The organism is Nonomuraea sp. NPDC002799 (genome assembly GCF_053592075.1).
Genome location: NZ_JBSFVA010000019.1, coordinates 37,044 through 58,439, shown reverse-complemented (window position 1 = coordinate 58,439; position 21,396 = coordinate 37,044). Strand labels below are relative to the sequence as shown.

17 protein-coding genes are annotated in these 21,396 nt (G+C 72.1%); 9 read left to right on the top strand and 8 right to left on the bottom strand.

Going from position 1 to position 21,396, the window contains the following annotated elements:
• Position 1 precedes the first annotated feature (1 nt).
• A complete protein-coding gene (locus ACWD0F_RS30330) occupies positions 2-943 on the top strand; it encodes a carbohydrate ABC transporter permease (RefSeq protein ID WP_449881265.1) in 942 nt (313 codons plus the stop codon).
• On the top strand, positions 936-1,751 hold the full coding sequence (locus tag ACWD0F_RS30325) for a carbohydrate ABC transporter permease (RefSeq protein ID WP_449881263.1): 816 nt from the start codon (positions 936-938) through the stop codon (positions 1,749-1,751). Before ACWD0F_RS30330 ends, ACWD0F_RS30325 begins: the two co-directional genes overlap by 8 nt.
• An 11-nt stretch (positions 1,752-1,762) precedes the next feature.
• On the opposite strand, the gene ACWD0F_RS30320 is transcribed toward ACWD0F_RS30325, so the two are convergent.
• From ACWD0F_RS30320 to ACWD0F_RS30310, 3 genes are all read right to left on the bottom strand, one after another.
• Entirely contained in the window at positions 1,763-3,040 is a 1,278-nt protein-coding gene (locus ACWD0F_RS30320; protein ID WP_449881261.1) for a glycoside hydrolase family 30 protein, read from the bottom strand.
• Between the two features lie 185 nt (positions 3,041-3,225).
• Positions 3,226-3,795: a hypothetical protein gene (locus ACWD0F_RS30315; protein ID WP_449881259.1), complete on the bottom strand. Its 570-nt coding sequence runs from the start codon at positions 3,793-3,795 to the stop codon at positions 3,226-3,228.
• 94 nt (positions 3,796-3,889) lie between these two features.
• The gene (locus ACWD0F_RS30310; RefSeq protein ID WP_449881257.1) at positions 3,890-4,660 is read right to left on the bottom strand and encodes a hypothetical protein; all 771 of its coding nucleotides are present in this window, start codon (positions 4,658-4,660) and stop codon (positions 3,890-3,892) included.
• A 276-nt stretch (positions 4,661-4,936) separates the two neighbouring features.
• On the opposite strand from ACWD0F_RS30310, the gene ACWD0F_RS30305 reads away from it, so the two are divergent.
• From ACWD0F_RS30305 to ACWD0F_RS30280, 6 genes are all read left to right on the top strand, one after another.
• Entirely contained in the window at positions 4,937-6,688 is a 1,752-nt protein-coding gene (locus tag ACWD0F_RS30305) for a hypothetical protein (protein WP_449881255.1), read from the top strand.
• Positions 6,689-6,699: 11 nt separating this feature from the next.
• A complete protein-coding gene (locus tag ACWD0F_RS30300) occupies positions 6,700-7,038 on the top strand; it encodes a hypothetical protein (RefSeq protein WP_449881253.1) in 339 nt (112 codons plus the stop codon).
• Between the two features lie 75 nt (positions 7,039-7,113).
• The gene (locus tag ACWD0F_RS30295) at positions 7,114-7,593 is read left to right on the top strand and encodes a TetR/AcrR family transcriptional regulator C-terminal domain-containing protein (protein ID WP_449881251.1); all 480 of its coding nucleotides are present in this window, start codon (positions 7,114-7,116) and stop codon (positions 7,591-7,593) included.
• A 165-nt stretch (positions 7,594-7,758) separates the two neighbouring features.
• Positions 7,759-9,135 (top strand): APC family permease, encoded by a 1,377-nt coding sequence (locus ACWD0F_RS30290; RefSeq protein ID WP_449881249.1) that lies wholly within the window; start codon positions 7,759-7,761, stop codon positions 9,133-9,135.
• Between the two features lie 23 nt (positions 9,136-9,158).
• On the top strand, positions 9,159-9,800 hold the full coding sequence (locus ACWD0F_RS30285; RefSeq protein ID WP_449881247.1) for a GOLPH3/VPS74 family protein: 642 nt from the start codon (positions 9,159-9,161) through the stop codon (positions 9,798-9,800).
• 180 nt (positions 9,801-9,980) lie between these two features.
• Positions 9,981-11,210, top strand: a complete 1,230-nt coding sequence (locus ACWD0F_RS30280; RefSeq protein ID WP_449881245.1) for a lamin tail domain-containing protein — start codon at positions 9,981-9,983, stop codon at positions 11,208-11,210.
• 88 nt (positions 11,211-11,298) lie between these two features.
• Here the strand turns inward: ACWD0F_RS30280 and ACWD0F_RS30275 are convergent, their stop codons facing one another.
• The 4 genes from ACWD0F_RS30275 to ACWD0F_RS30260 form a co-directional block, all read right to left on the bottom strand.
• Complete coding sequence (locus ACWD0F_RS30275; RefSeq protein ID WP_449881243.1) at positions 11,299-12,774, bottom strand: multicopper oxidase family protein; 1,476 nt, start codon at positions 12,772-12,774, stop codon at positions 11,299-11,301.
• Positions 12,775-12,903: 129 nt separating this feature from the next.
• Positions 12,904-13,839 (bottom strand): hypothetical protein, encoded by a 936-nt coding sequence (locus ACWD0F_RS30270; protein ID WP_449881241.1) that lies wholly within the window; start codon positions 13,837-13,839, stop codon positions 12,904-12,906.
• 15 nt (positions 13,840-13,854) lie between these two features.
• Complete coding sequence (locus ACWD0F_RS30265; RefSeq protein WP_449881240.1) at positions 13,855-17,289, bottom strand: protein kinase domain-containing protein; 3,435 nt, start codon at positions 17,287-17,289, stop codon at positions 13,855-13,857.
• Between the two features lie 49 nt (positions 17,290-17,338).
• Positions 17,339-18,181: an aldo/keto reductase gene (locus ACWD0F_RS30260; protein ID WP_449881238.1), complete on the bottom strand. Its 843-nt coding sequence runs from the start codon at positions 18,179-18,181 to the stop codon at positions 17,339-17,341.
• A gap of 146 nt (positions 18,182-18,327) precedes the next feature.
• On the opposite strand from ACWD0F_RS30260, the gene ACWD0F_RS30255 reads away from it, so the two are divergent.
• On the top strand, positions 18,328-19,872 hold the full coding sequence (locus ACWD0F_RS30255) for a M28 family metallopeptidase (RefSeq protein WP_449881237.1): 1,545 nt from the start codon (positions 18,328-18,330) through the stop codon (positions 19,870-19,872).
• Positions 19,873-19,920: 48 nt separating this feature from the next.
• On the opposite strand, the gene ACWD0F_RS30250 is transcribed toward ACWD0F_RS30255, so the two are convergent.
• Positions 19,921-21,396: glycosyl hydrolase family 18 protein (locus ACWD0F_RS30250; RefSeq protein WP_449881235.1), on the bottom strand; the 1,476-nt coding region annotated here is incomplete at its 5' end.

Sequence of the window (21,396 nt, the reverse complement as noted above, 5' to 3'; positions counted from 1 at the left end):
CGTGACCACCACCGCGCGGCCCGCCCGGGACGCACCCGCGGCGAAGGCGCGCCGAGCGTGGACCGAGGCCCTGTGGGGGTATGCGTTCATCGCCCCCACAGGGCTCGGCCTGGCGATCTTCTACCTGTGGCCGGTGCTCCAGACCGCCTACTTCTCCTTCACCGAGTGGGGCGTCTTCGGCGGGCACACCTGGGTGGGCCTGGAGAACTACGCCCGGCTCGCCACCGACCCCGAGGTGGGCCAGGCCGTGCTGAACACGCTCGCCTACACCGCGCTCGGCCTGGCCGGGATCCCGCTGGCGATCGTGTTCGCCGCCCTGCTCAACCGGCCGGGCCTGCGGGCCGCCGGCGTGTACCGGACGGCGTTCTTCCTGCCCGTCGTCACCATGCCGGTCGCGGTCGCGATGCTCTGGCGCTGGCTCTACAACGGTGACTACGGCCTGGTCAACCAGGTGCTCGCGGTCTTCGGCGTGGACGGGCCCAACTGGATCGCCGACCCGGCCACGGCGATGTACGCGCTGGTCGTGGTGGGCGTCTGGAGCAGCATCGGCTACAACCTGATCATCTTCCTGGCCGGGATGCAGGCCATCCCGAAGGAGCTGTACGAGGCCGCGTCCCTCGACGGCGCGGGCCGGGTGGCCCAGTTCTTCAGGATCACGCTGCCGATGTTGTCGCCGACGGCGTTCTTCATCTCGATCGTGTCGGTGATCGGCTCGCTGCAGCTCTTCGACCTGGTCTTCGTGATGACCGGCTCGGGGCAGTCGGCGCGGGCCAACCCGGCGTACACGCGGTTGCAGACCGTGGTGCAGCTCTTCTACGAGCGGGCCTTCGTCACCAACGACCGCGGTTACGCGGCCGCCATCGTGATCGCGCTGCTCGTGCTCATCGCGGCGCTGACGATCGTGCAGTTCCGGCTCCAGCGCAGGTGGGTGCACTATGTCTGAGCGTCGCGGGTTCGGCGTGCACGCGATCCTGATCGCGTCGTCGCTGGCGATGGTGGCCCCGTTCGTCTGGCAGGTCATCACCTCGCTGAAGACGCTGAGCAGCGCCACGGCGGTGCCGCCGACGTTCCTGCCCGAGGGGCGCTGGGACAACTACGCGAAGGTCTTCGACCTCCTGCCGTTCGGCGACCAGTTCCTCAACACCGTGCTGATGGCGGGGGGCCGGGTGGCCGGGCAGGTGCTGTTCTGCTCGATGGCGGCCTACGCCTTCGCCCGGCTGCGCTTCCCCGGCCGGAACCTGCTGTTCGGCGTCTTCCTGTCGGTGCTGATGGTGCCGCCGCAACTCTTCGTCATCCCGCAGTACCAGATCATGTCCTCGCTCGGCTGGCTCAACAGTCTTCAGGCGATCATCGTGCCGGGGTTGTTCAGCGCGTTCGGCGTGTTCCTGCTGCGGCAGTTCTTCCTGGGGTTGCCGCGCGAGCTGGAGGAGGCGGCCAGGCTCGACGGGGCGGGGCCCGTGCGCGTCTACTGGTCGATCATGTTGCCGCTGGCCCGGCCCGGGCTGGTCGCGCTGGGCATCCTCACCCTGCTCTGGGCGTGGAACGACCTGTTCTGGCCGCTGGTGGTCAACACCGACCCGGCGAAGATGACGTTGTCGGCCGGACTGGCCGCGCTGCAGGGGCAGTACCAGACCGACTATCCGGTCCTGATGGCCGGCTCGCTGCTCGCCTCGCTTCCCGTGATCGCCGTCTTCGTGTTCCTGCAGCGCCAGTTCATCCAGGGCATCGCCCACACCGGCACGAAGGGCTGAGCCACGCCCTTTCAGCGGATGACGATGGTGGTGAGGGCCCGCGGCTGGAGCGTCACCGCGCGGCCCGTCACCGCGGACGGGGTCAGCGAGTTCGCCGTGTCCGTCAGGTAGGCGGTGGCCCGGCCCCGCACGCCGTGCCACGTGACGGGCGCGGCGCCGGTGTTGAGCACCTCGACGACGCGGCTCCCGTCGGGGTTGCGGAACGCCGAGACCTTCAGCGCCGGGTCGGCCGCCGACGCCTCCAGCCGGACCGCGCCCGGCCTGATGAACCTGCTGTACGCCGCCAGCGCCCACAACCGCTTGGACACGTGATACGTCTTGGCCGTGTCGTCGATCTGGAGCAGCGCCCTGGTCGCGCCGCGCGAGCCGCCCAGCCAGTAGACGTAGGCGCTGACGTCGCCGAGCGTCAGCGCGTCGTGGACGGCCGAGGCGATCGTGAACCCGTCGTAGCCGCTGCCGTCGTCCCAGCTCTCGTTCCAGGTGGTCCCGTTGGGGTTCCACTCCGACATCCAGGTCCTGCGGCCGGTCGGCAACGGCGCGTCCACGGGGCTGGCGTAGGTGTGCCCCGTGTGCGTCTTCACCCAGCGGCGGGCCTCGGGGTCGGCCTCGATCGCGGCCGTGTACGCCTTGGCCTCGTTCCACCCGAAGGAGTCGCAGCAGACGAGCCGCACGCCCTTGGCCACCGGGCCGAGCACCTTGACGAACTGGGCGGCCTGCTCAGGGGTGAAACGCATGGAGGCGTACGTGGCCGTCCAGTCGGGCTCGTTCGTGAAGCCCAGATCAGTGATCTTGATGCCTTCCCCGGCGTAGAACTTCGTGTACGCCACCAGGTAGTTCGCGTAGGCCCGCTGCCACTCGGGCTTCAGCGTGCCGCCGTTCTTGTCGTCGCCGTTGTCCTTCATGTAGCCGGGCGCGCTCCAGGCGTCGGCGAAGAACCGCCGCACCCCGTACGCCTGGGCCTCCTTGGCCACCCAGACCTGGCTGTTGTCGTCGCCGTCCCAGGCGTAGCGCGGCGGCGCGTCCGGGCCGCCGGGGTCCTCGGGCTGCATCGAGACCATGTGGTCGTACGGGCTGCCGGCGGGGGAGGAGCCGATGCCGAGCCGCAGGATGCTGAGCCCGGCGCCCTTGGTCCGGTCGAACCACAGGTCGAGGACCTCGCGCTGCTGGGCAGGGGTGAGCGTTTTGAGCAGTTCGTTGCGCCGGAAGGCCTGGGAGACGCCGAAGCCGTCGATCTCCTGATGCCGGACGCGCTCGTTCACGGTGATGGCCGGGGGCGGGGGCGAGCTCACGGCCGGGAGACCGAGCAAGGAGATAGCGACGACTGCTCGTAACATGACGCCTCCGAAAATTTCGGGCACATAGCGATATGTTTCGCTGATCGCCGGAAACGTAAGCGCCGGGACGGGGGTTCGTCAACACCCGCGCGGAGGCTGGGGGCCGCGGCACGGGTGCGCGGCCGCGGCCGGTTGAGCCGTCAGTGGGTGGACTCGGCGCGCTCCTTGATGGTGAGCAGGCGCCGGCGCATCGCCAGGAAGTCGCCCACGTCCATCGCGGCGATGAGCGTGGTGCCGCGCACGGTGGGCTGGGCGCGGCAGCGGACGCGGAAGACCAGCCGGGTGCCGCCCTCGATCTCGCGTAGAGAGATCGAGGAGCTGGTGGTCGCGTCGGCCCCGCGCTGGGCCAGCACCAGGGTGTGCGGCGGGTCCGACCGCTCCACGATGAACCCCGCGCTCTCGGGCGAGCCGGGCAGGACGTCGCCGACCTTGAACTCCTGCCGCTCGGCGCCTGCCTCCGGGGTCTCCGGCCGCTGGGCGCCCGGCCGGTAGGCGCCGAGCTGGATCAGCCAGGCCCAGACCGACGCGGCGGGGGCGTCGACGGTGAGCGCGCGGGTCGCCTGGTACTGCGGTGACGTGACGATGTCGTCCCCCGCCATCTCCCCGTGCGTCTCGCGGTCGTCGGCACCCCAGCGCAGGTGCCAGGGCCGGACCGCGAACAGGTAACCTGCCGCCGCGCCGGCCGCCAACCTGAACAGAGAGCGCGTCATGAACATCAAGGGCTCCTTCATCTTGTTGGCCGAACGCCCAGTGTCCGATGAAATGCGAAAATCGGCCAGCATTCCCCTTCATATTTATGAAATATCAGATTTGGCTCGCTTTCCAGGCGGTGAGATCGTACGCGTCCGCGAGCGACCGCCACTCCCGCGCGAATCGTGTCTTCGCCCGCTGCGCCGCCTCGGACCTGGCCAGTCCGCGCCGGTGGTCGCGGTCGTCCTGGATGGAGGCCGTGCAACCACCCCGGACATGGCGGCGGGCCCAGGCCAGGAAGGCGGCGTCGGCCTCGTACGAGGAGTGCAGCGCGTCGACCAGGGCGTCCTTGAGCTCGGCGCCGCCGGGCAGCGCCGTCACGGCGAGGGTCCTGGCGGCGGCGAGCTGGGCGCGGCGGCTCGCCGTGACGTCCCGGATGGTGTCCACCCCGTCGCGGTCGCACCGGCCCGCGCCGGTGATGGCGTGGGAGAGGTTCGCCCGGGTCGCACTGCTCCGGGTGAGCAGGTCGTTCATCTTCGCCGCCTGCCCGGCGGCGTCCGCGGGCGACGGGGTCGTCTCGCCGGCCGCCTGCGTGGCCGTGGGCGTGGGAGTGCCCGTCGGGACGGCGACGGCGGGGGCGTTCTGGTCCGTACGGCTCGCCCGGCTCGGGGTGGACGGGCCGGGGGCCATGATCCACCAGGTCAGGGCCGCGACGAGAACGGCCGCCGGCAGGCCGACGAGCACCGCCGGCCGCCAGGCGCGCGTGAGCCGCCGCGGCGGCTCGGCCACCTGGTGAGCCGGACCGTGCTCCCGGTACGCGGGGCCGGGCTCCCGCTGGGCCGGGCCGAACTCCTGGTAGGCCGGGACGGGCGGCCCGCCGGTCATGCTTTCGGCCGGGCCGGGCGGCCCGCCGGTCGCCGGGGAGAGAGGGCGCCGGCACCGGGGGCACCGGGGCTGATCGCCGACGCGCGCTCCGCAGCGTGCACATTGACGGCTGGCAGCGGTTTCGTGGGTCAATGCGCCCTCCTGCATATTCCAATGAAGCCGGACAAATGCCGGTAATTAATTGTTTATCCGGCGCGAGCCGGTGATTTTCCTTGGCGTGAGAATAATTTATTTCCCTCCCTTAAGCTCGCCTTGAACGCGAATAAGAGGAGGACCATGGTCGTCGACAGCTCGTCCGCCGGTCAGCGCCATCCGGCCGACTACGACGCGGGCGCGCCGTTTCTCGGCAACGCGACGCGATATCTCTGCGCCGCCGCCTATCTCGACCACGCTTTCCGCGACAAAGTGCTCGGCGAGCTGCTGTCCGACCCCTATCGCGCGGTCCCGCCCTCCTATGGCGGCTTCGACCTCATGCCGGTGCTCCATCACTGCCGTCGTTCCCGCGCGATCCTCGCCGTCCGCGACGGCCTGATCACCGTGCTCTTCGCCGTCGGCCTCGTGTTCACCCCGCTGACCACGCTGATGTGGCTGCTCGCCCTGCTCCCCTTCGTGCTCCTCACCGTCGAGGCCGTCCGGCGCGGGCCGCTGCGCCTGCGGGCGGCGATCTGGCTCTGGGCGGCCTGCGGCGTGCTGGCGCCGTTCGTGGTGGCGGCCTGGCCGCAGCTCGCATCCTCGATGGAGCAGGTGCTCGGCGCCGGGTCGTCGTACGAGAGCTCCTCCGGGCCGGAGCCCGCCGCGTCCGGCGACGGCTTGGCGGGAGACCTGTTCTTCATCCCGGCGGCCACGCTCGCGGTCGTCCTCGTCTACCGGGTGGCGATCTACCTGACCCTGGCCGGGACGCTGCGGCCGGGCACCCCCGAGCCGAGCACCAGGGCCGTCAGCACCAAGACGGCCCGCCGGCTCGACTACATCCGCCGGGCCCAGTGGGGCAACGTGACGATGTACGGCAACGAGAACGCGTTCATGGGCGCCGGGCGCGTCGAACGGTCCTGGTCGATCGCCGTAGAGCTCGACCGCGTACGCGACGGCCGGGGCGGCGCGCGGCGGGACGAGCCCGTCGACGTCGATCCGGTGGAGCTGCACGCCTTCGTCCGCGAACGGCTCAGGGAGATGCGCGACAGCGTTCTGCGGCCCAACGAGGGCATCCAGCGGCTCGACCTCGGCGACCATGTGGTGACGAGAGGCATCTTCACGGTCACCGACTGGCACCGCGGCCGGACCCCCGTGGCGCACCCGATGATCGGCAGGGGCGGCCTGCCCAAGTTCGAGGCCACGGCCGGCGAGATCGAGGCCGTCATCCGCCATCCCCAGGGCGGTGTGCGCTACTACCAGCGTGTCACCATCAACAACGACGGCCAGGAGATCCGCGACTCCGCCGGTCACCTCGTCGCCCCCGCCGAGGACCAGGAGGCGATGACGTCGGCCTTCATCCACCTGGCCGTCGAGGGGCGGATGCTCTACACGCAGTTCGTGGTCACCGTGCTGCCGCCGGTGCTCGGGCCGTACCACGTGGTCGATATGCTGCCCACGATGACGGGCGTGCGGATCGCGTGGGAGGCCCTCAGAGTGCTGAAGCTGCGGTTGTTGCGCGACGTCCTGGCCGCCCCCGTCCGGGTGGCGCGCACGGCGATCCAGGCCGTCCAGCAGTCCATGACGGTCCCCGACCCCCGCAAGCACATCGTCTACCCGTACGGCGCCCGCTTCAGCGTGCGGGAGCTGGCGGCGAGCGCGGACCTGCAGACCCACATCCAGACGCTCGACGTCGCCAAGTACACCCGGATGATCGAGCAGCGGCTCACCGAGGCCGTGCTCGACTTCCTGGACAAGCGCGGGATCGAGACGGGCGCCTACCGGTTGCAGGCGGCCGGCGTGACCATGAACACGGTCAACGTGGGCGCGGGCGGAACGGTGAGCGGGCCCATCGCCTTCGGCCCGCAGGCGTCGGCGACCGTCAACAACCAGAGATGAGGAAGGCTGCCATGGGGACCGAATACGGCATGCACGTCAGCGGTGGTCACGTCAGCGGGCCCATCGCGATGGGCCCGGACGCCCGCGCCACCGTCAACAACCTCGCCCCGGCGGACGACCCGGCCGGCCGGCTCCTGGAGCGGCTCGAGCGGCTGCTCCAGGAGCACGAGGCCGACCTGGCCGAGCCCGCGCGGGCGCGCAGGGACGCGGCCGACATCCGGCGCGAGCTGGCGGAGGCCGACCCGGACCGGTCGCGGGTCCTCGACGCGCTCCAGCGGCTGTCGGTCAGGGCGGCCGAGGTGTCGGCGATCGTGGGAGTCGTCGCACAACTGCGCGAGCTGTTCCCCTGACCTGACCCGCTCAGCCCGGCATCAGGGCTTCGTGGGTGCGCTGTGCGAGCTGGCCGTGGACGAGGTCTATGGAGGGTGCCCCTGGCCGGCGCCGAGGACGGCGGCGACTGGCGGGCGGCCGTGACCCGGATGGGCCGCAGCCTGCGCGCGACGATCCTGCGCCATCCCTGGATCGCCGCCAAGCTCGGCGAGATCGGCCTGGCCTACCTCGGGCCCAACATGTTGCGGCACACCGAGCACATGCTCGCCGTCTTCGAGACCGCCGGATTCCCCCTCGACGAGGCCGACCGGGCGATGAACACGGTGACCGCCTACGTGCTCGGGGTGTCCACCAGCGAGGCCGCGTGGGTGTCGATGGTGGCGCGCAGCGGGCAGAGCGAGCAGGAGTGGGCCGAGCGGTTGTGGCCGGCGGCCGAGCGGGCCGTGCGCGCCTACCCGCGGTTGCGGGCCCGGTATGAGGCGCAGCGAGGTGGCGACGTGGCCACGTCCAACGACGACGCCTTCGACTACGGGCTGCAGCGGGTGCTCGACGGCCTGGCGGCCCGGCTCGGCTGATCGAGGCTCTGGTAAGGCACATCGGCTCGGCTGATCGGGGTTCCGGGCCGGCGCATCGGCTCACTTGTGGCGCATCACCGCCATCCGTCTTGCGACGTGGGGTCCCGCTGCGGAAGGATCACCGAATCGCCCCCCGGCCAGCATGACGACTTGGAGAGACCTGTCGTGCGCACACAAGAGAACATCGAGCGGTTCGGTTACCGGCAGGAGTTACGTCGCGGGGTCGGTCTGACCGACCTCGTGTTCTACGGCCTGGTGTTCATGGTGCCGATCGCCCCGTTCGCGATATTCGGTCTCGTCTATGCGCGATCCGGCGGCATGCCGGTCCTGGCGTACATCGTCGGGCTGGTCGCGCTGCTGTTCACCGCCGCCTCCTACGCGCAGATGGTGAAGGCGTTCCCGCTGTCGGGGTCGGTCTACAACTACGCGGGCCGCGGCATCGCCCCGCCGGTCGGGTTCCTGACCGGCTGGATGATCCTGCTCGACTACATCCTCGTGCCGTGCCTGCTCTACCTGGTGGCGGCCATCGCCATGAACTCCACCGTGCCGCAGGTGCCGGTGTGGGGCTGGCTGGTCATCTTCGTGGCCGTCAACACGGCGATCAACCTGCGCGGCATCCGGATGACGATCAAGCTCACCCGGGTCCTGATCATCGGTGAGCTGGTCGTCCTCGCGCTGTTCCTCCTGGCCGGCGTGTGGGCGCTGCTCCAGGGCGAGGGCCGCGGGTTCAGTCTCTCCCCGCTGTTCAACCTGGACACCTTCTCCTGGCCGGTGCTGTTCGCCGCGGTCTCGGTGGCGGTGTTGTCCTTCCTCGGCTTCGACGGGATCAGCATGCTGGTCGAGGAGTCCACCGGCGGCTTCGAACAGGTCGGCAGGGCCATGCGGCTGGCGCTGGTGCTGGCGGGCGTGCTCTTCATCGCCCAGGTCTGGGTGGCCGCCCTGCTGGTGCCCGACCCCGGGGGACTGCTGGTCAAGGAGAGCGGCACCGCGTTCTACGACGCGGCCGCCGTCGCCGGCGGCGAGTGGCTCAGGCACCTCACCTCGACGGCCACCGCCGTCTCCTGGGGCATCGCCAACACCCTGGTCGCCCAGGTGGCGGTGTCACGCCTGCTGTACGCGATGGCGCGCGACCGCCAGCTTCCCTCGTTCCTCGCCAAGGTGTCGGTGCGGCACTCGGTGCCCGCCAACGCCATCCTGCTCATCTCGCTGCTCTCCGTGGGCGTCGGGCTCTGGATGTCCGGCCGCCCCGACGGCGTCGACCTGCTCACGAGCCTGGTCAACATGGGGGCCATGGTCGCCTTCGTGGTCCTGCACGTGTCGGTGATCGTGCACTACGCGGTGCGCGGGGGCTCCAGGGACGTGTGGTCGCATCTGGTCGCGCCGCTGATCGGGATGGGCATCCTGATCTTCGTCGTGATCAACGCCAACATCCTGGCGCAGGTGGCCGGCCTGATCTGGCTCGCCGTCGGCGTCGTGGTGCTGATCTCGTTGTACGCGCTGGGCCGCAGACCCACCGTGCACGCCGGATCAGGACACCCGTAGCGAGCGAAGGACCCCCCGCCACCATGAACCGCCTGCCGCTCCACCAGGACCTGTACCTCCTCGCCCACGGCCAGTCCGGCAAGCCCCTCATCCATCCGTCGTCGCTGGCGCTCGGACTGGCCGGGGCGGTGCTGCTGGAGCTGGGGCTGAGCGGTTTCGTCACCGTGGGCGGGAGCAAGGTCGCCGCCGCCGCCCGCAGCGCGCCCACCGGTGACGCGATCGCGGACGACCTCGTCGCGCTCATCCGGCGAGGACCGGCGGCCATGGACACCAGGGCCCTGATCAAGAGGGTGGCGGACGGCCTCAACGACCGCACCCGTGAGCTCCTGCTCGCCACGGGCGTGCTCGTCCGGGTGAGCGGGCGCCGCCTGGGCCTGGTGCCGTACACGCGTTACGAGCCGGCCGAGATCTCCTCGATCGTGCGGGCCTCGTCCGGGGTGCGGTCGGCGGTCGAGGGCTGGAAACATCCGGACGCCCGAAGTGCGGCGCTGGGCGGACTGGTGGCCGTGTTGCGGCTGGAGGAGGAGCTCTACCTCGACCTGCCCGCGAGCCGGCTCATCGGCCGCCTGCGGGAGATCGCCGCGACGGCCGGGCCCGTGGTCGGCGAGCTGGTCGCGACCGTCGACACGCTGGTGGCGGAGGCCGCCGTCGCCGTGTACCGCTGAGCCGTCTCCACTGCGTGGGCGGCGCGCGGCCGACTGTGCGGGGTGGCGCGGCCGGCTGTGCGGGACGGCGCGGGGCGGCGCGCGGCCGGTTCTGTGGACGGCGCGCGGGTGGAGAGTTACGCTCCGCTGGCCAGGCTGAGGGGGCATTCCATGACTTACACACTTTTACGGGGAAGCTTCGTGATCCGGTATCCGGACCTTCCCCGCCAGGGGCCCGAGCCCGACGGCGACACCGTCAAGTTCAAGCCCGACTCACCCGCACTGGTCGAGGCCCTGCCGCGCCGCTCCGGCCGGCCGCCGAACATCGGCGCCCGCGGCATCTCCGTACGCCTGGAGGCCATCGACGCGCTGGAGACCCACTTCGAGGGGACCCACCAGGAGCCGGCCGGCGCCGACGCCGCCCGCGACGAACTGCTGCGCCTGCTCGGCTTCACCAACGTGCGTTTCTGGGACGACCTGCCCAACAGGGTGCGGTCCTGCGACCAGGACTCGCTGCGCGGGCACGTGCTCACCAACGGCATCGACGCGAACGGCCGGCTGATCGCGTTCGTCTACGCGGGCGACCACACGGGGGTGGACGGGGCCGGCGTGTTCGTGGACCCGGCGCTCGCCGACGCCTCCGTGAACGGCACGTTGCTGGCCGCCGGCCAGGTCTATCCGGCGTTCTACGCGACATTGCCGGCCGGCCTGCGCGCGCACCTGGCGGAGGTGTCGCAGGCGGCCAGGCGCAAGGCGGTCGCGACCGGCATCTGGCCGCGCTCCACCGCCGACCCGAACGCCCCGGCCGCCGTCGGCACCCTCGCGGACGCGGAGGGGCTGGTCATGTGGCCCAAGTTGTTCCGGCGGATCGTGCCCTACCTCGCGGCCGGCTTCACGAGCTTCGACGGCTTCGACACCTGGTTGCGGGCCGACCCCGTGCACCGCGACGACGAGCTCTACCTGATCGAGCGGGCCGAGCGGGGCAACCTGCACGACGTGGTCAGGGCCGCCGGGCAGCAGCTCCAGCTCACGATGTGGCCCGAGGAGTTCATCATCAGCCCGGACCCGGCCGCCCCGGGCTCGCCCGTCAAGCCGCCGCTCATCGCCGCCGGCGACCTGGTGATCATGGCGGCGCTGCCGGATCCGGCGGGCCCCGACAGCGGCAGTGAGACGGTCACGCTCCTCAACCTCACCGCGAGCACGATCGACCTCACGGGCTGGGCCCTGTCGGACGCGGCCGGCGAGCGCAAGACGCTCACCGGCACGATCGACGCCGGCAGCGCGGTGCGGGTGGCGCTGGACGGGGCGCTGCGACTCGAGAACCAGGGGGACACCCTCATCCTGGTGGACCCCCGGGGCACCTCGATCGACCGGGTGACGTACAAGGCGGAGCAGGTGAAGGCCGGCCGCACGATCGCCTTCGGCCGCTGATAGGGAGGCCGTCCCGCCACGGCGCGTTGCCCCGGAGAGGGCGGTCGTCCCGCCACGGCGTGCGCGCGGCCGTCTCGCCACGGCGTGCTCAGTGCATGGCGCCGTGGGACATCTGACGTGGCGGGCGGCCGTAGCCGAACGTGCCCATCATGCCCTGCTCCTGGTGGTACAGGTTGTGGCAGTGGAACATCCACTCGCCCGGATTGTTGGCCAGCACGTCGATCTGCAGGCGTTCGCGCGGCTTGATGTTCACCGTGTCCTTGCGCGGCCCGCGATGGTCGCGTACATGGAGCTGGAAGGTGTGGCCGTGCAGGTGCATCGGATGCCACATGGGCGACTGGTTGTCCAGCACGATCCTGATCGTCTCGCCCCGGCGCACGCGCAGCCGCATCGGGTCGGTGGCCAGCTTGCCGTTGAGCGTCCACTCGTTGCCGGACGGCCGCATGCCCAGCGTCACGGTGACGGTCCTGGACGGGCGGGGCAGGTGGTCGCCTTCGCGGGCAGCCAGGTCCTGGTACTGCAGCATGCGCCCGTTGAGTTGCGGCACCTCGGCGCCCGGAGACGGCGCCGTGCTCCTGGGCGTGGTGCGGACCACCGCGAACGCCTGCCCGCCCTTGCCCTCCGCCGTCGCCACCAGCGGGAACGCCCCCGCGCCGAGCGTCACGACGAAGTCGTAGCGCTCGCCCATGCCGATGATGAGCGTGTCCACGGTCACGGGAGCGCACGGGAAGCCGTCCGTGTGCGTGACGGTCATGCGGTGGCCGCCGAGCGCGACGCGGAACGCGGTGTCGGCGGCCGCGTTGATCAGCCGGACCCTGACCCGCCGGCCGGGCCGGGAGTCGAACGTCACGGGGGCGTCGGGCGCGCGGCCGTTGATCAGGTAGAGCGGGTGGCGCAACTCGCCCGCCACCCCGCCGAGCGCGGGACTGCGCAGGGTGTCGTCGTGGCCGGGCGAGGAGGTCAGCCGGCGCAGGGCGTCGTCCGGGGTGCCGGCGATGCCGTCCAGCCAGTCGTCGAGCACGACGGTGAACTCCTCGTCGTACCTGAGCGGCTCGCGCGGGTCGGCGACGATCAGCGGCCCGTACAGGCCGCGGTCGGCCTGCATGCCGACGTGCGAGTGGTAGAAGTAGGTCCCCGGCTCGGGGACGGTGAAGACGTAGTCGAACGTCTCGCCCTTGCGGGTGGCCGCCTGGCTGTAGCCGGGCGCGCCGTCCATCCGGAGGGGCAGCCTGATGCCGTGCCAGTGCACGGTGGTCCCCTCGGGCAGGTCGTTGACCAGCCGCGCGGCCAGCCTGTCCCCGGCCGCCACGACGATGGACGGCCCCGGCACCATGTCGTTGTAGGCCCAGGTGGAGACGATGCGGCTGCCCAGGGAAATGGTCGCGGGCCGGGCCCGCAGCAGGGTCTCCCAGGAGACGGCCGCGGGCCGGATCGGCGGAACCGTCCCCGGGCGCCGCGCCGCCGCGCCCGCCGGCGCGGCCCCCGAGGCGGCGCCGAGCGCGGTGGCGAACGTGCCGGTGACGAGCAGCCTGCGAGAAATGCTTCCGAGTGCCAGACCTTCCATAGATATCCCCCCGTCTCTCTGGCACGGTAACCGAGAGTGATCAAGAAAGGCTCGCGCCACGCGGCTGACCAGACCGAGCCCTTACGGTCGCGACCGCATCAGCCGAGCGGCCACCTCCTGGCGTGATCGTCAGTGCGGCCAGGGCTCGCTCTCGTCGCGGGCCGCCAGGGTGGTGCCGTGGAAGTCGGCACGGAACCAGCCCCCGTTCTTCGCCCCGGTGGTGGCACGGAAGCCGCCCTTGGGGCTGTTGCGGGTGACGGTGGACCTGCCGAGCGCGTGGAACGCCCCCGACGGCGCGCCCGGCGCCCGGTAGTAGAAGTGGATCGTCTGGCCCACCAGCCACGTCCACGACCCGCCCGGCCGGCCGCGCAGCTTGCCCGTGTGCACGGTGCCGCCGCCCTGCTTACTGGCGCGATACCCCCGGACCTCGGTCTGGAATTTGTTCTCGGCCGTGGCCTCGACGAACACCGACGCGCTGCGCGCCCCGATGATCTCGCGCGAGCTGCGCACCTCGGCCCGCCACTCACCGCTCTCCACGACGGGCGCCTCGGTCTCGAACCGGCCGGCGTCGTCGGTGCGCGTCTCGGCGAAGTCCCGCCAGCCGCAGGTGTCGCTCTCCTGGAACACGATCACCACGGTCAGGCCGGCCGCCGGGCCCGAACCGCCGTCCTTGACCACCTCCAGGCTGCCCGTGAGCCGGACGTCGCCGCCCCTGGGCACCCGGTCAGGCCGGGCGTCGAACGCCGTGAACCGCGCCTCCGCCCTGACCCCGCGCCGGTCCACCGCGAAGCCGTGCACGGCCGTCGTCCGGCCGGCCCGCGTCTCGACCAGCCAGTCCCCCTCCTGGGCGTCGGGCGGCAGGCGGTGCCCGGCCCGCCAGTCACAGGGCGGGGGCTGGGCGGCGAAGTCGAGCGGCACCCGGGTCCCGTCCGGAGCCCGGAGGTGTCCCCGCAGCCCGGTGGCGTTCGCGGTGGACACCTCGACGACGAGGTCCACCGGGGCCCCGTCCAGGATGATCGGCTGCGGTGTCACCTGGATGGCGATGATGTCGGGTGGCGTCTGCACGGTTGACCTCCTCGGTCAGCAGATTCTGCGGTAAGGCGCGCCGGGGATGTGGCGGGCCCATTCGGCGGGGGTGAGGGAGCGCCCGGCCCTGGCGCACAGGGTGGCGGCCACGCTCGCGGCGGCGGCGGGGTGGTCGCCGAGGGTGCCGTCCGTACGCAGGCTGCGCAGCTCGCGCCCGTCGGCGTCGAAGGCGAGCGCGACCACCTCGCCCGCCGGGTAGACCGACGGCGGCCCGAGCGGCACACGTTCGGCGACGTCCCAGAGCTGGACCCGGTTCGAGCCGCCGACGGCCAGCGTCCGCCCGTCGGGCGCGAACGCCAGCAGGTCCACCGCGCCGAAGCCCGTGAGTTTCAGATCGCCCAGCGGCCGGTGGTCGGCGGCGCTCCAGAGCCGCACCCCGGCGGCCAGCGCGCCGGTGGCCATCATCCTGCTGTCCGGGCTGAACGCGATGGCGTGCACCCCGTCGGCGCTCTCCCCGAAGGGCCGGATCACCACCTCCGGCGTGGCCAGCTCGGTCAGGGTGCCGTCCACGCCGTTCACCGCCAGCTCCCGCCCGTCGGGCCGGAAGGCCATGCCGTAGCCGCCCGCCGCGCGCAGCGTGCGGATCCTGGTCCCGTCGCCGGCGTTCCAGAGCTGGACGTCGCGCCAGTTCCGCGCGGGCGGGGTGACGGTCCGTACGAACGGCGCGACCGCCAGCGTCGTGCCGTCGGGCCCGAACGCGAGCCCGCCCACCTCGTCCGCCCCCTTGATCGCGAACGCCCTGACCCGCCGGTCCTTCACCAGGTCCCAGAGCGTCACCCGCGCCGGGTCCGCCGTGCCGACGGCCAGGAGCGAGCCGCCGGGGCTCAGCGCCAGCGCGGTCGGCGACGCCAGCGAGGCCGGCAGCGTCGCCAGCCGCTCCGGGTCGGCCATGTGCCACAACTCGACCGCCGGCCGCCGCACGATCACGGTCCGCCGGGCCGGGTCGATCAGCCCGGCGTCCACCCCGGCGGCCAGCGTGCGGGGGCGGGTGACGTCGGAGACGTCCAGCGTCACCACCCGGCCGTCGGGCAGGCTGTAGCCGAGCGTGCCCGCGCCGACGCCCAGCCGCAGGCCGCCGACCAGCTCGCCGACCGGATGGGTGAGCAGCCGGGCGCCGGTCCTGGACCACAGGCGCAGGCCGGTCCCGTCGTAGGTGGCCAGGAACCGGCCGTCCTGGCTGTAGCGGGCCAGGCGGGTTCCCGGCGCCTTCAGCTCCGCGCCGCGCCACCGTTCCGCGTCCAGGTCCCAGAAGCGCACCGTGTCGCCCGTGCGGACCGCGAGCTCCCGCCCGGCCGGGTGGAAGGCCAGCACCTGACCGGGCAGCCGGGCACGCGCGCCCTGCCAGTCGCGCAGCTCGTACCCGCCGCCTGGCAGGTTCGCGGCCAGCAGGGCGTCGTCGGCGGAGACCGCGACGTCGGCGGCCTCGGGCAGGTCGAGCGGGCGCCGGCCGGTCAGGTCCCACACCTGGGCACGGCCCTGGAGCGTGGTGGAGACCAGCAGCAACCGCCGGGGGCCGAACGCCACCGTCCGCGCCCCCTGCGGCAGCTCGGCCACCCGGACCCCGCGCTCGGCGTCCCACACCGTGATCGACCGATCGCCCGCCACGGCCAGGCGGCGGCCGTCGGCGCTGAGCGCTATCGCGTTCACCGGGCCGCCGACGCCGCCGAAGGCGCGGACGGGCCGTCCGGTGTCCACGTCATGGAGCGCGAACCGGCCGCCGTCCACCACGGCCAGCCGGGCGCCGTCGTCGCTGAGGTCGAAGCGGGCGCCGCCCGAGACGGGCGCCGGGCGGAAGGCGGCGCGTTCGCGCTGCGCCAGCGAGGCGTGCATGGCCGCCCGCGCCTCGGACACCGGCGCGATCCGCCACGCCGCCACGGCCAGCAGCAGCGCGGCCAGCGGGTCCTGGGCGCGCAGCCGGCCCGCGCGGGCGGCCGTCTGCCTGGCGGCGGCGACGGCCTGCTGGCGGGTGCCGAGCAGGTTCTGCGCGACCACCACCCCGACCGCCGCCAGCAGGACCGCGACGAGCGCGGCGATCGTGCCCCTGACGCGCCGGCGCCGCCGGGCCAGGCTTTTCGTCCGCTCGGCTGACGCGTCCAGGAACGCCTGCTCCACCCGGTTGGGCCGCAGCCGCCCGTGCCCCTTCGCGGCCCAGCGCACCGTCTCCGCAAGGGCCGTGCCCCGGTAGAGGTCGCCGGGGTCGCGCCCGTGCGACCGCCACCGGGTGGCGGCCCGGTTGAGTGCGTCGTGCAGCGGCAGCGCCGCGCGGTCGGCCTCGATCCACTCCTGCAGGCGCGGCCAGGCCCGCACCAGGGCGGCGCCCGCCAGCGTGATCGACTCGCCGTCGCGGACGAGCAGCCCCGCGTCCGTGAACGCCCCCACCACCCGCTCCGCGCCCGCCGGGTCGCGCGCGGCGTCGACGAGGTCCCGGGTGGCGGCCGGCCGGAGCGCGGTCTCGGCGCTCTCGTCCGAGATGACCATGCGCAGCAGCGTCGGGGGCACGAGCGCCTGGTCCTCGGGGCTGAGCCCGCCGTAGACGTCCTCGGCGAGGGCGGCCAGCGACGGCGTGGCCGGGGACGGCCGGACGTCCCGCGCGGCGCTGCTTCCGATCTTGAGCAGGACGGTGAGCTCGTCCCGCCCGCCGACCAGGCCGAGCAGCAGCGCGTGCGGAGACGGGCGGGCCGCCGGATCCAGCGCCATCGCCGCCGCGACGAGGTGCCGCAGCGGCTCGCCGAGCACGGTGAAGTCGGGCCGGTGGGTCGTCACCTGGTACCGCATGAGGGCGTGGTCGCCGGAGAACGGCGGCCGGCCGGTGGCGGCGTAAAGGATCACCGCGCCCCACGCCCACACGTCCACGGCCGGGCCGCCGCGCTGCCCGATCAGGCGCTCGGGAGCCATGTACGGCGGCGTCCCCGCCGCGAAGGCCCCCTCGGTCGTGTGCGTCATCTCGCCGGTCCTGGCCAGCCCGAAGTCGATCACCCGGGGCCCGTCGGGGCCGAGCAGCACGTTGGCCGGCTTCAGGTCCCGGTGCACGACGCCGGCGTCGTGGATGGCGGCCAGCGCCGTCGCCACCCCGGCGGCCAGCCGGTGCAGCCGGTCGGGATCGAAGGGCCCGTCGTCCCGCACGGCCCGGTGCAGGCTCGCGCCCTCGATGTGCTCGCTCACGATGTACGGCCGGGGCCCGTCCAGCCGGGCGTCGATGATGCGGGCCGTGCAGAACGGCGCCACCTGCCGCGCGGCGGTCACTTCCTTGACGAAGTCGGCCCGCGCGCCGGCGTGCTCCAGGAACTCCGGGCGGATGACCTTGACCGCCACCCGCCGGCCGGCCTCGTCGTAGGCGTCGTAGACGACACCCTGCCCGCCCGCGCCGATCCGGCCCGCCAGCCAGTATTCGCCGAGCTGCGCCGGGTCGCCCGCTAAAAGAGGCGTCACGGAAACCCAACCTAGTCTTCGATCGACCTCCGCCGCCTCCGGGAGCGGCCTAGGGAAAACCCGGGCGGGCGGAGAGCTCGGCCGTCTGCTCCGGCGTCAGGACGACGGTGGCGGCGGCCAGGTTCTCCTCCAGGTGGGCGACCGTGGACGTGCCGGGGATGGGCAGCATCACGGGGGAGTGGGCGAGCAGCCAGGCCAGGCTGACCTGCGCCGGCGTGGCCCCGAGGGTCTTGGCGACGTGGTCCACGGGGCTGCCGGGCGCGGCCAGCGCGCCCTTGGCGATGGGGCTGTAGGGGATGAACCCGATCCCCTGCTCGGCGCAGTGCGCCAGCACGTCCTCGGAGTCGCGCAGGGTGAGGTTGTAGCGGTTCTGGACGGTGACGATGCCGACGACGCGCCGTGACCGCTCGATCTCCTCGACGCTCACCTCCGACAGCCCGACGCTGCCGATCTTGCCCTCGTCCTGGAGCGCCCGCAGCTCGCCGAGCTGGTCCTCCAGCGGCACGTCAGGGTCGATGCGGTGCAGGTGGAGCAGGTCGATCCGCTCCAGGCCGAGCCTGCGCAGGCTCATCTCGACCTCCTGCCGCAGGTACGCGGGCCGGCCCACGACGTGCCACTGGCCCGGTCCCGTACGCACGAAGCCGGCCTTGGTGGCGATCAGCAGCCCGTCCGGATACGGGTGCAGGGCCTCGCGGATGAGCTCCTCGCTGATGTAGGGCCCGTAGGAGTCGGCGGTGTCGATGAGGTCGACGCCCAGCTCGACGGCCCGGCGCAACACCCGGATCGCCTCGTCGTGATCGCGCGGCGGCCCCCACACACCGGGACCGGTGATGCTCATGGCGCCGAAACCGAGGCGGCGCACGGTCTTGTCCCCGATGACGAAAGTGGACATGCGGTCTCCCCGTTTCAAGTGCGACGTTCCAAGTCCGTGATGCAACGGATACGCGGTCAATCTTCCCTATCACTCGGATCCATGAATACCTTGCGGGACACGCGAGCTTTTGACCTGGTTCACCCTTTACGTCCAAAGGAGCAGCCATGCGGTCCCGCTTACGTAAGAGCGTGCTCGGCGCCATCACCGCCGCGGCCGTCACCCTGTCCCCTCTGGCCTTCACCGGCACGGCGAGCGCCCATGGAGGGCACGACTCCGTCCGCAAGCTGGTGAAGGCCGTCTCCGGCAAGAACGTCAAGAAGCACCTGTCGGCCCTCCAGGCGATCGCCAAGGCCAACGGCGGCACCCGCGTGTCCGGCACGCCCGGCTTCGACGCCTCCCGCGACTACGTGGCGCGCAAGCTGCGCGGCGCCGGCTACGACGTGACGATCCAGCCGTTCGAGTTCACCTTCGACGGGTACGTCACACCGCCCGTGCTCCGCCAGAACACCCCGGTGGCCAAGACCTACACCTACGGGTTCTTCAGCGACTACGTGGCCATGCAGGACTCGCCGTCCGGCGCCGTCAGCGGCACGATCCAGGCCGTGGACCTGGTGCTGCCGCCCGGCGCGACGGCCAACAGCTCGTCCTCGGGCTGCGAGGCGAGCGACTTCGCCGGGTTCGTCGCCGGCAACGTCGCGCTCATGCAGCGTGGCACCTGCAGCTTCCGCATCAAGGCGGACAACGCCGTCGCGGCGGGGGCGTCCGCGGTCATCGTGTTCAACGAGGGGCAGACGGGCCGTACCGAGGTCGACTTCAACCCGGTGCTCGGCGGGCCCGGCGTGACCGTCCCGTCGTTCTTCACCCGCTTCTCGGTGGGCGAGGAGCTGGCCGCCGCCGCGGGCACCACGGTCACCCTGAACTGGGACCCGATCGTCGAGACCAGGACGACGTACAACGTGATCGCCCAGAGCAGGAAGGGCGATCCGGACAACGTCGTCATGATCGGCGCGCACCTGGACAGCGTCCAGGAGGGGCCCGGCATCAACGACAACGGCTCGGGCAGCGCGGGCATCCTGGAGGTGGCGCTGCAGTTCGCCAAGACCAAGCCGAAGAACCAGGTGCGCTTCGCCTTCTGGGGCGCCGAGGAGTTCGGCCTGCTCGGCTCCGAGCACTACGTGACCACGCTCAGCGAGGAGGAGCGGGCGAAGATCACCCTCTACCTCAACTTCGACATGATCGCCTCGCCCAACTACACCTTCGGCATCTACGACGGTGACGGCGACGCGTTCGGCACCGCCGGGCCCGCCGGGTCGGACGTGATCGAGGAGGACTTCGAGAAGTTCTTCGCCGGGCGCGGGCTGCCGTACACGGCGACCGCCTTCACCGGACGCTCGGACTACGGGGCGTTCATCGCGGCCGGGATCCCCGCCGGCGGTCTGTTCACCGGCGCCGAGGTCCTCAAGACCGCGGAGGAGGCGGCGATCTTCGGCGGCACGGCGGGCGTCCCGCTCGACCCCTGCTACCACAGTGTCTGCGACACGATCAAGAACATCAACGACAAGGCGCTGGACGTGAACTCCGACGCCATCGCCACCCTGGCGGCCACGTACGCCTTCGACACCGGCACGATCGGCGTCCCGCCCGCCCCGGCGCCCGCCGCCCGCTCCGGTGCGGCCCACTCGCACAAGCCCGCGGACTCCGCGAGCTGACGCACGAAGGCGCCCGCACCTGTACGGGTGCGGGCGCCCTCATTCAGCTCAGCCCAGGCCGTTCTTCATGGCCGTGAGCAGCTCGGCGTTGGTGGTGTCGCCGCTGAGCTCCCAGAAGAACGCGCCGCCGAGGCCCTGGTTCTTCGAGTAGCTCATCTTGCCGCCGATCGTGGCCGGCGTGTCGTAGCTCCACCACTGGTTGCCGCAGAAGGCGTAGGCCGTGCCCGCGACGGTGCCGGTGGCCGGGCAGCGCGTCTTGAGCACCTTGTAGTCCTCGTTGCCCGCCTCGTACGTCCCCGGCGCCGCCCCGGTGGCCGTGCCGCCCGGCGCGGCCTGCGTGACCCCGGTCCAGCCTCGGCCGTAGAAGCCGATGCCGAGCAGCAGCTTGCTCGACGGCACGCCCTTGCTCTTGAGCTTCTGGATGGCGTTGTCGGAGTTGAAGCCCGCGATCGGGATCCCGCTGTAGTCGGTGAGCGGCGAGTGCGGAGCCGTCGGCCCCTGCGCCGCCCAGGTGCCGAAGAAGTCGTAGGTCATGACGTTGTACCAGTCGACGTACTGCGCCGCGCCGCCGTAGTCGGCCGCGTCGATCTTGCCGCCGCTGTTGCCGTCGGCGGTGATGGCCGCGGTGACCAGGTTGCCCGCGCCGAACCGGGAGCGCATGGCCGACATGACGTTCCTGAACGCCGCCGCGCCGCTGGTGTCGCAGGTCAGGCCGCAGGCGTTCGGGTACTCCCAGTCGAGGTCGATGCCGTCGAAGACGTCCGCCCAGCGCGGGTCCTCGACCAGCCGGTAGCAGGAGTCGGCGAACGCGGCCGGGTTCTGGGCGGCCTGACCGAAGCCGCCGGACCAGGTCCAGCCGCCGAAGGAGAAGAGCACCTTCAGGTTCGGGTACTTCTGCTTGAGCTTGCGGAGCTGGTTGAAGCTGCCGCGCAGCGCGCCGGCGTCCCAGGTGTCGGCGACGCCGTCCACGCTCTCGCCCGCCTGGTAGAAGCGGTCGTAGTCGGCGTAGCTGTCGCCGATCGTGCACTGGCCGTTCTGCACGTTGCCGAACGCGTAGTTGATGTGCGTCAGCTTGGCCGCCGAGCCGCTGGTGTCGATGTTCTTGACGTGGTATCCGCGCTGGTAGACACCCCACTGGACGAAGTAGCCGAGCACCTTGTTCCCGCCGCCTCCGCCGCCGCCGGTCGTGGTGGCGGTGGCGGTGTTGCTGGTGGCGGAGCGGTTGCCGGCGGCGTCGCGGGCGCGGACGGTGTAGGTGTAGGCGGTGTTGGCGGTCAGGCCGGTGTCGGTGTGGGTGGTGCCGGTGACCGTGGTGAGGAGGGTGGTGCCTCGGTAGATCTCGTAGCCGGTGACGGCGACGTTGTCGGTTGAGGCGTTCCAGGCGAGGGAGACGGTGGTGTTAGTGACGCCGGTCGAGCGGAGGTTGCCCGGCACGGACGGCGCGGTGGTGTCGCCTCCGCCGCCGCCTGTCGTGGTGGCCGTGGCGGTGTTGCTGGTGGCGGAGCGGTTGCCGGCGGCGTCGCG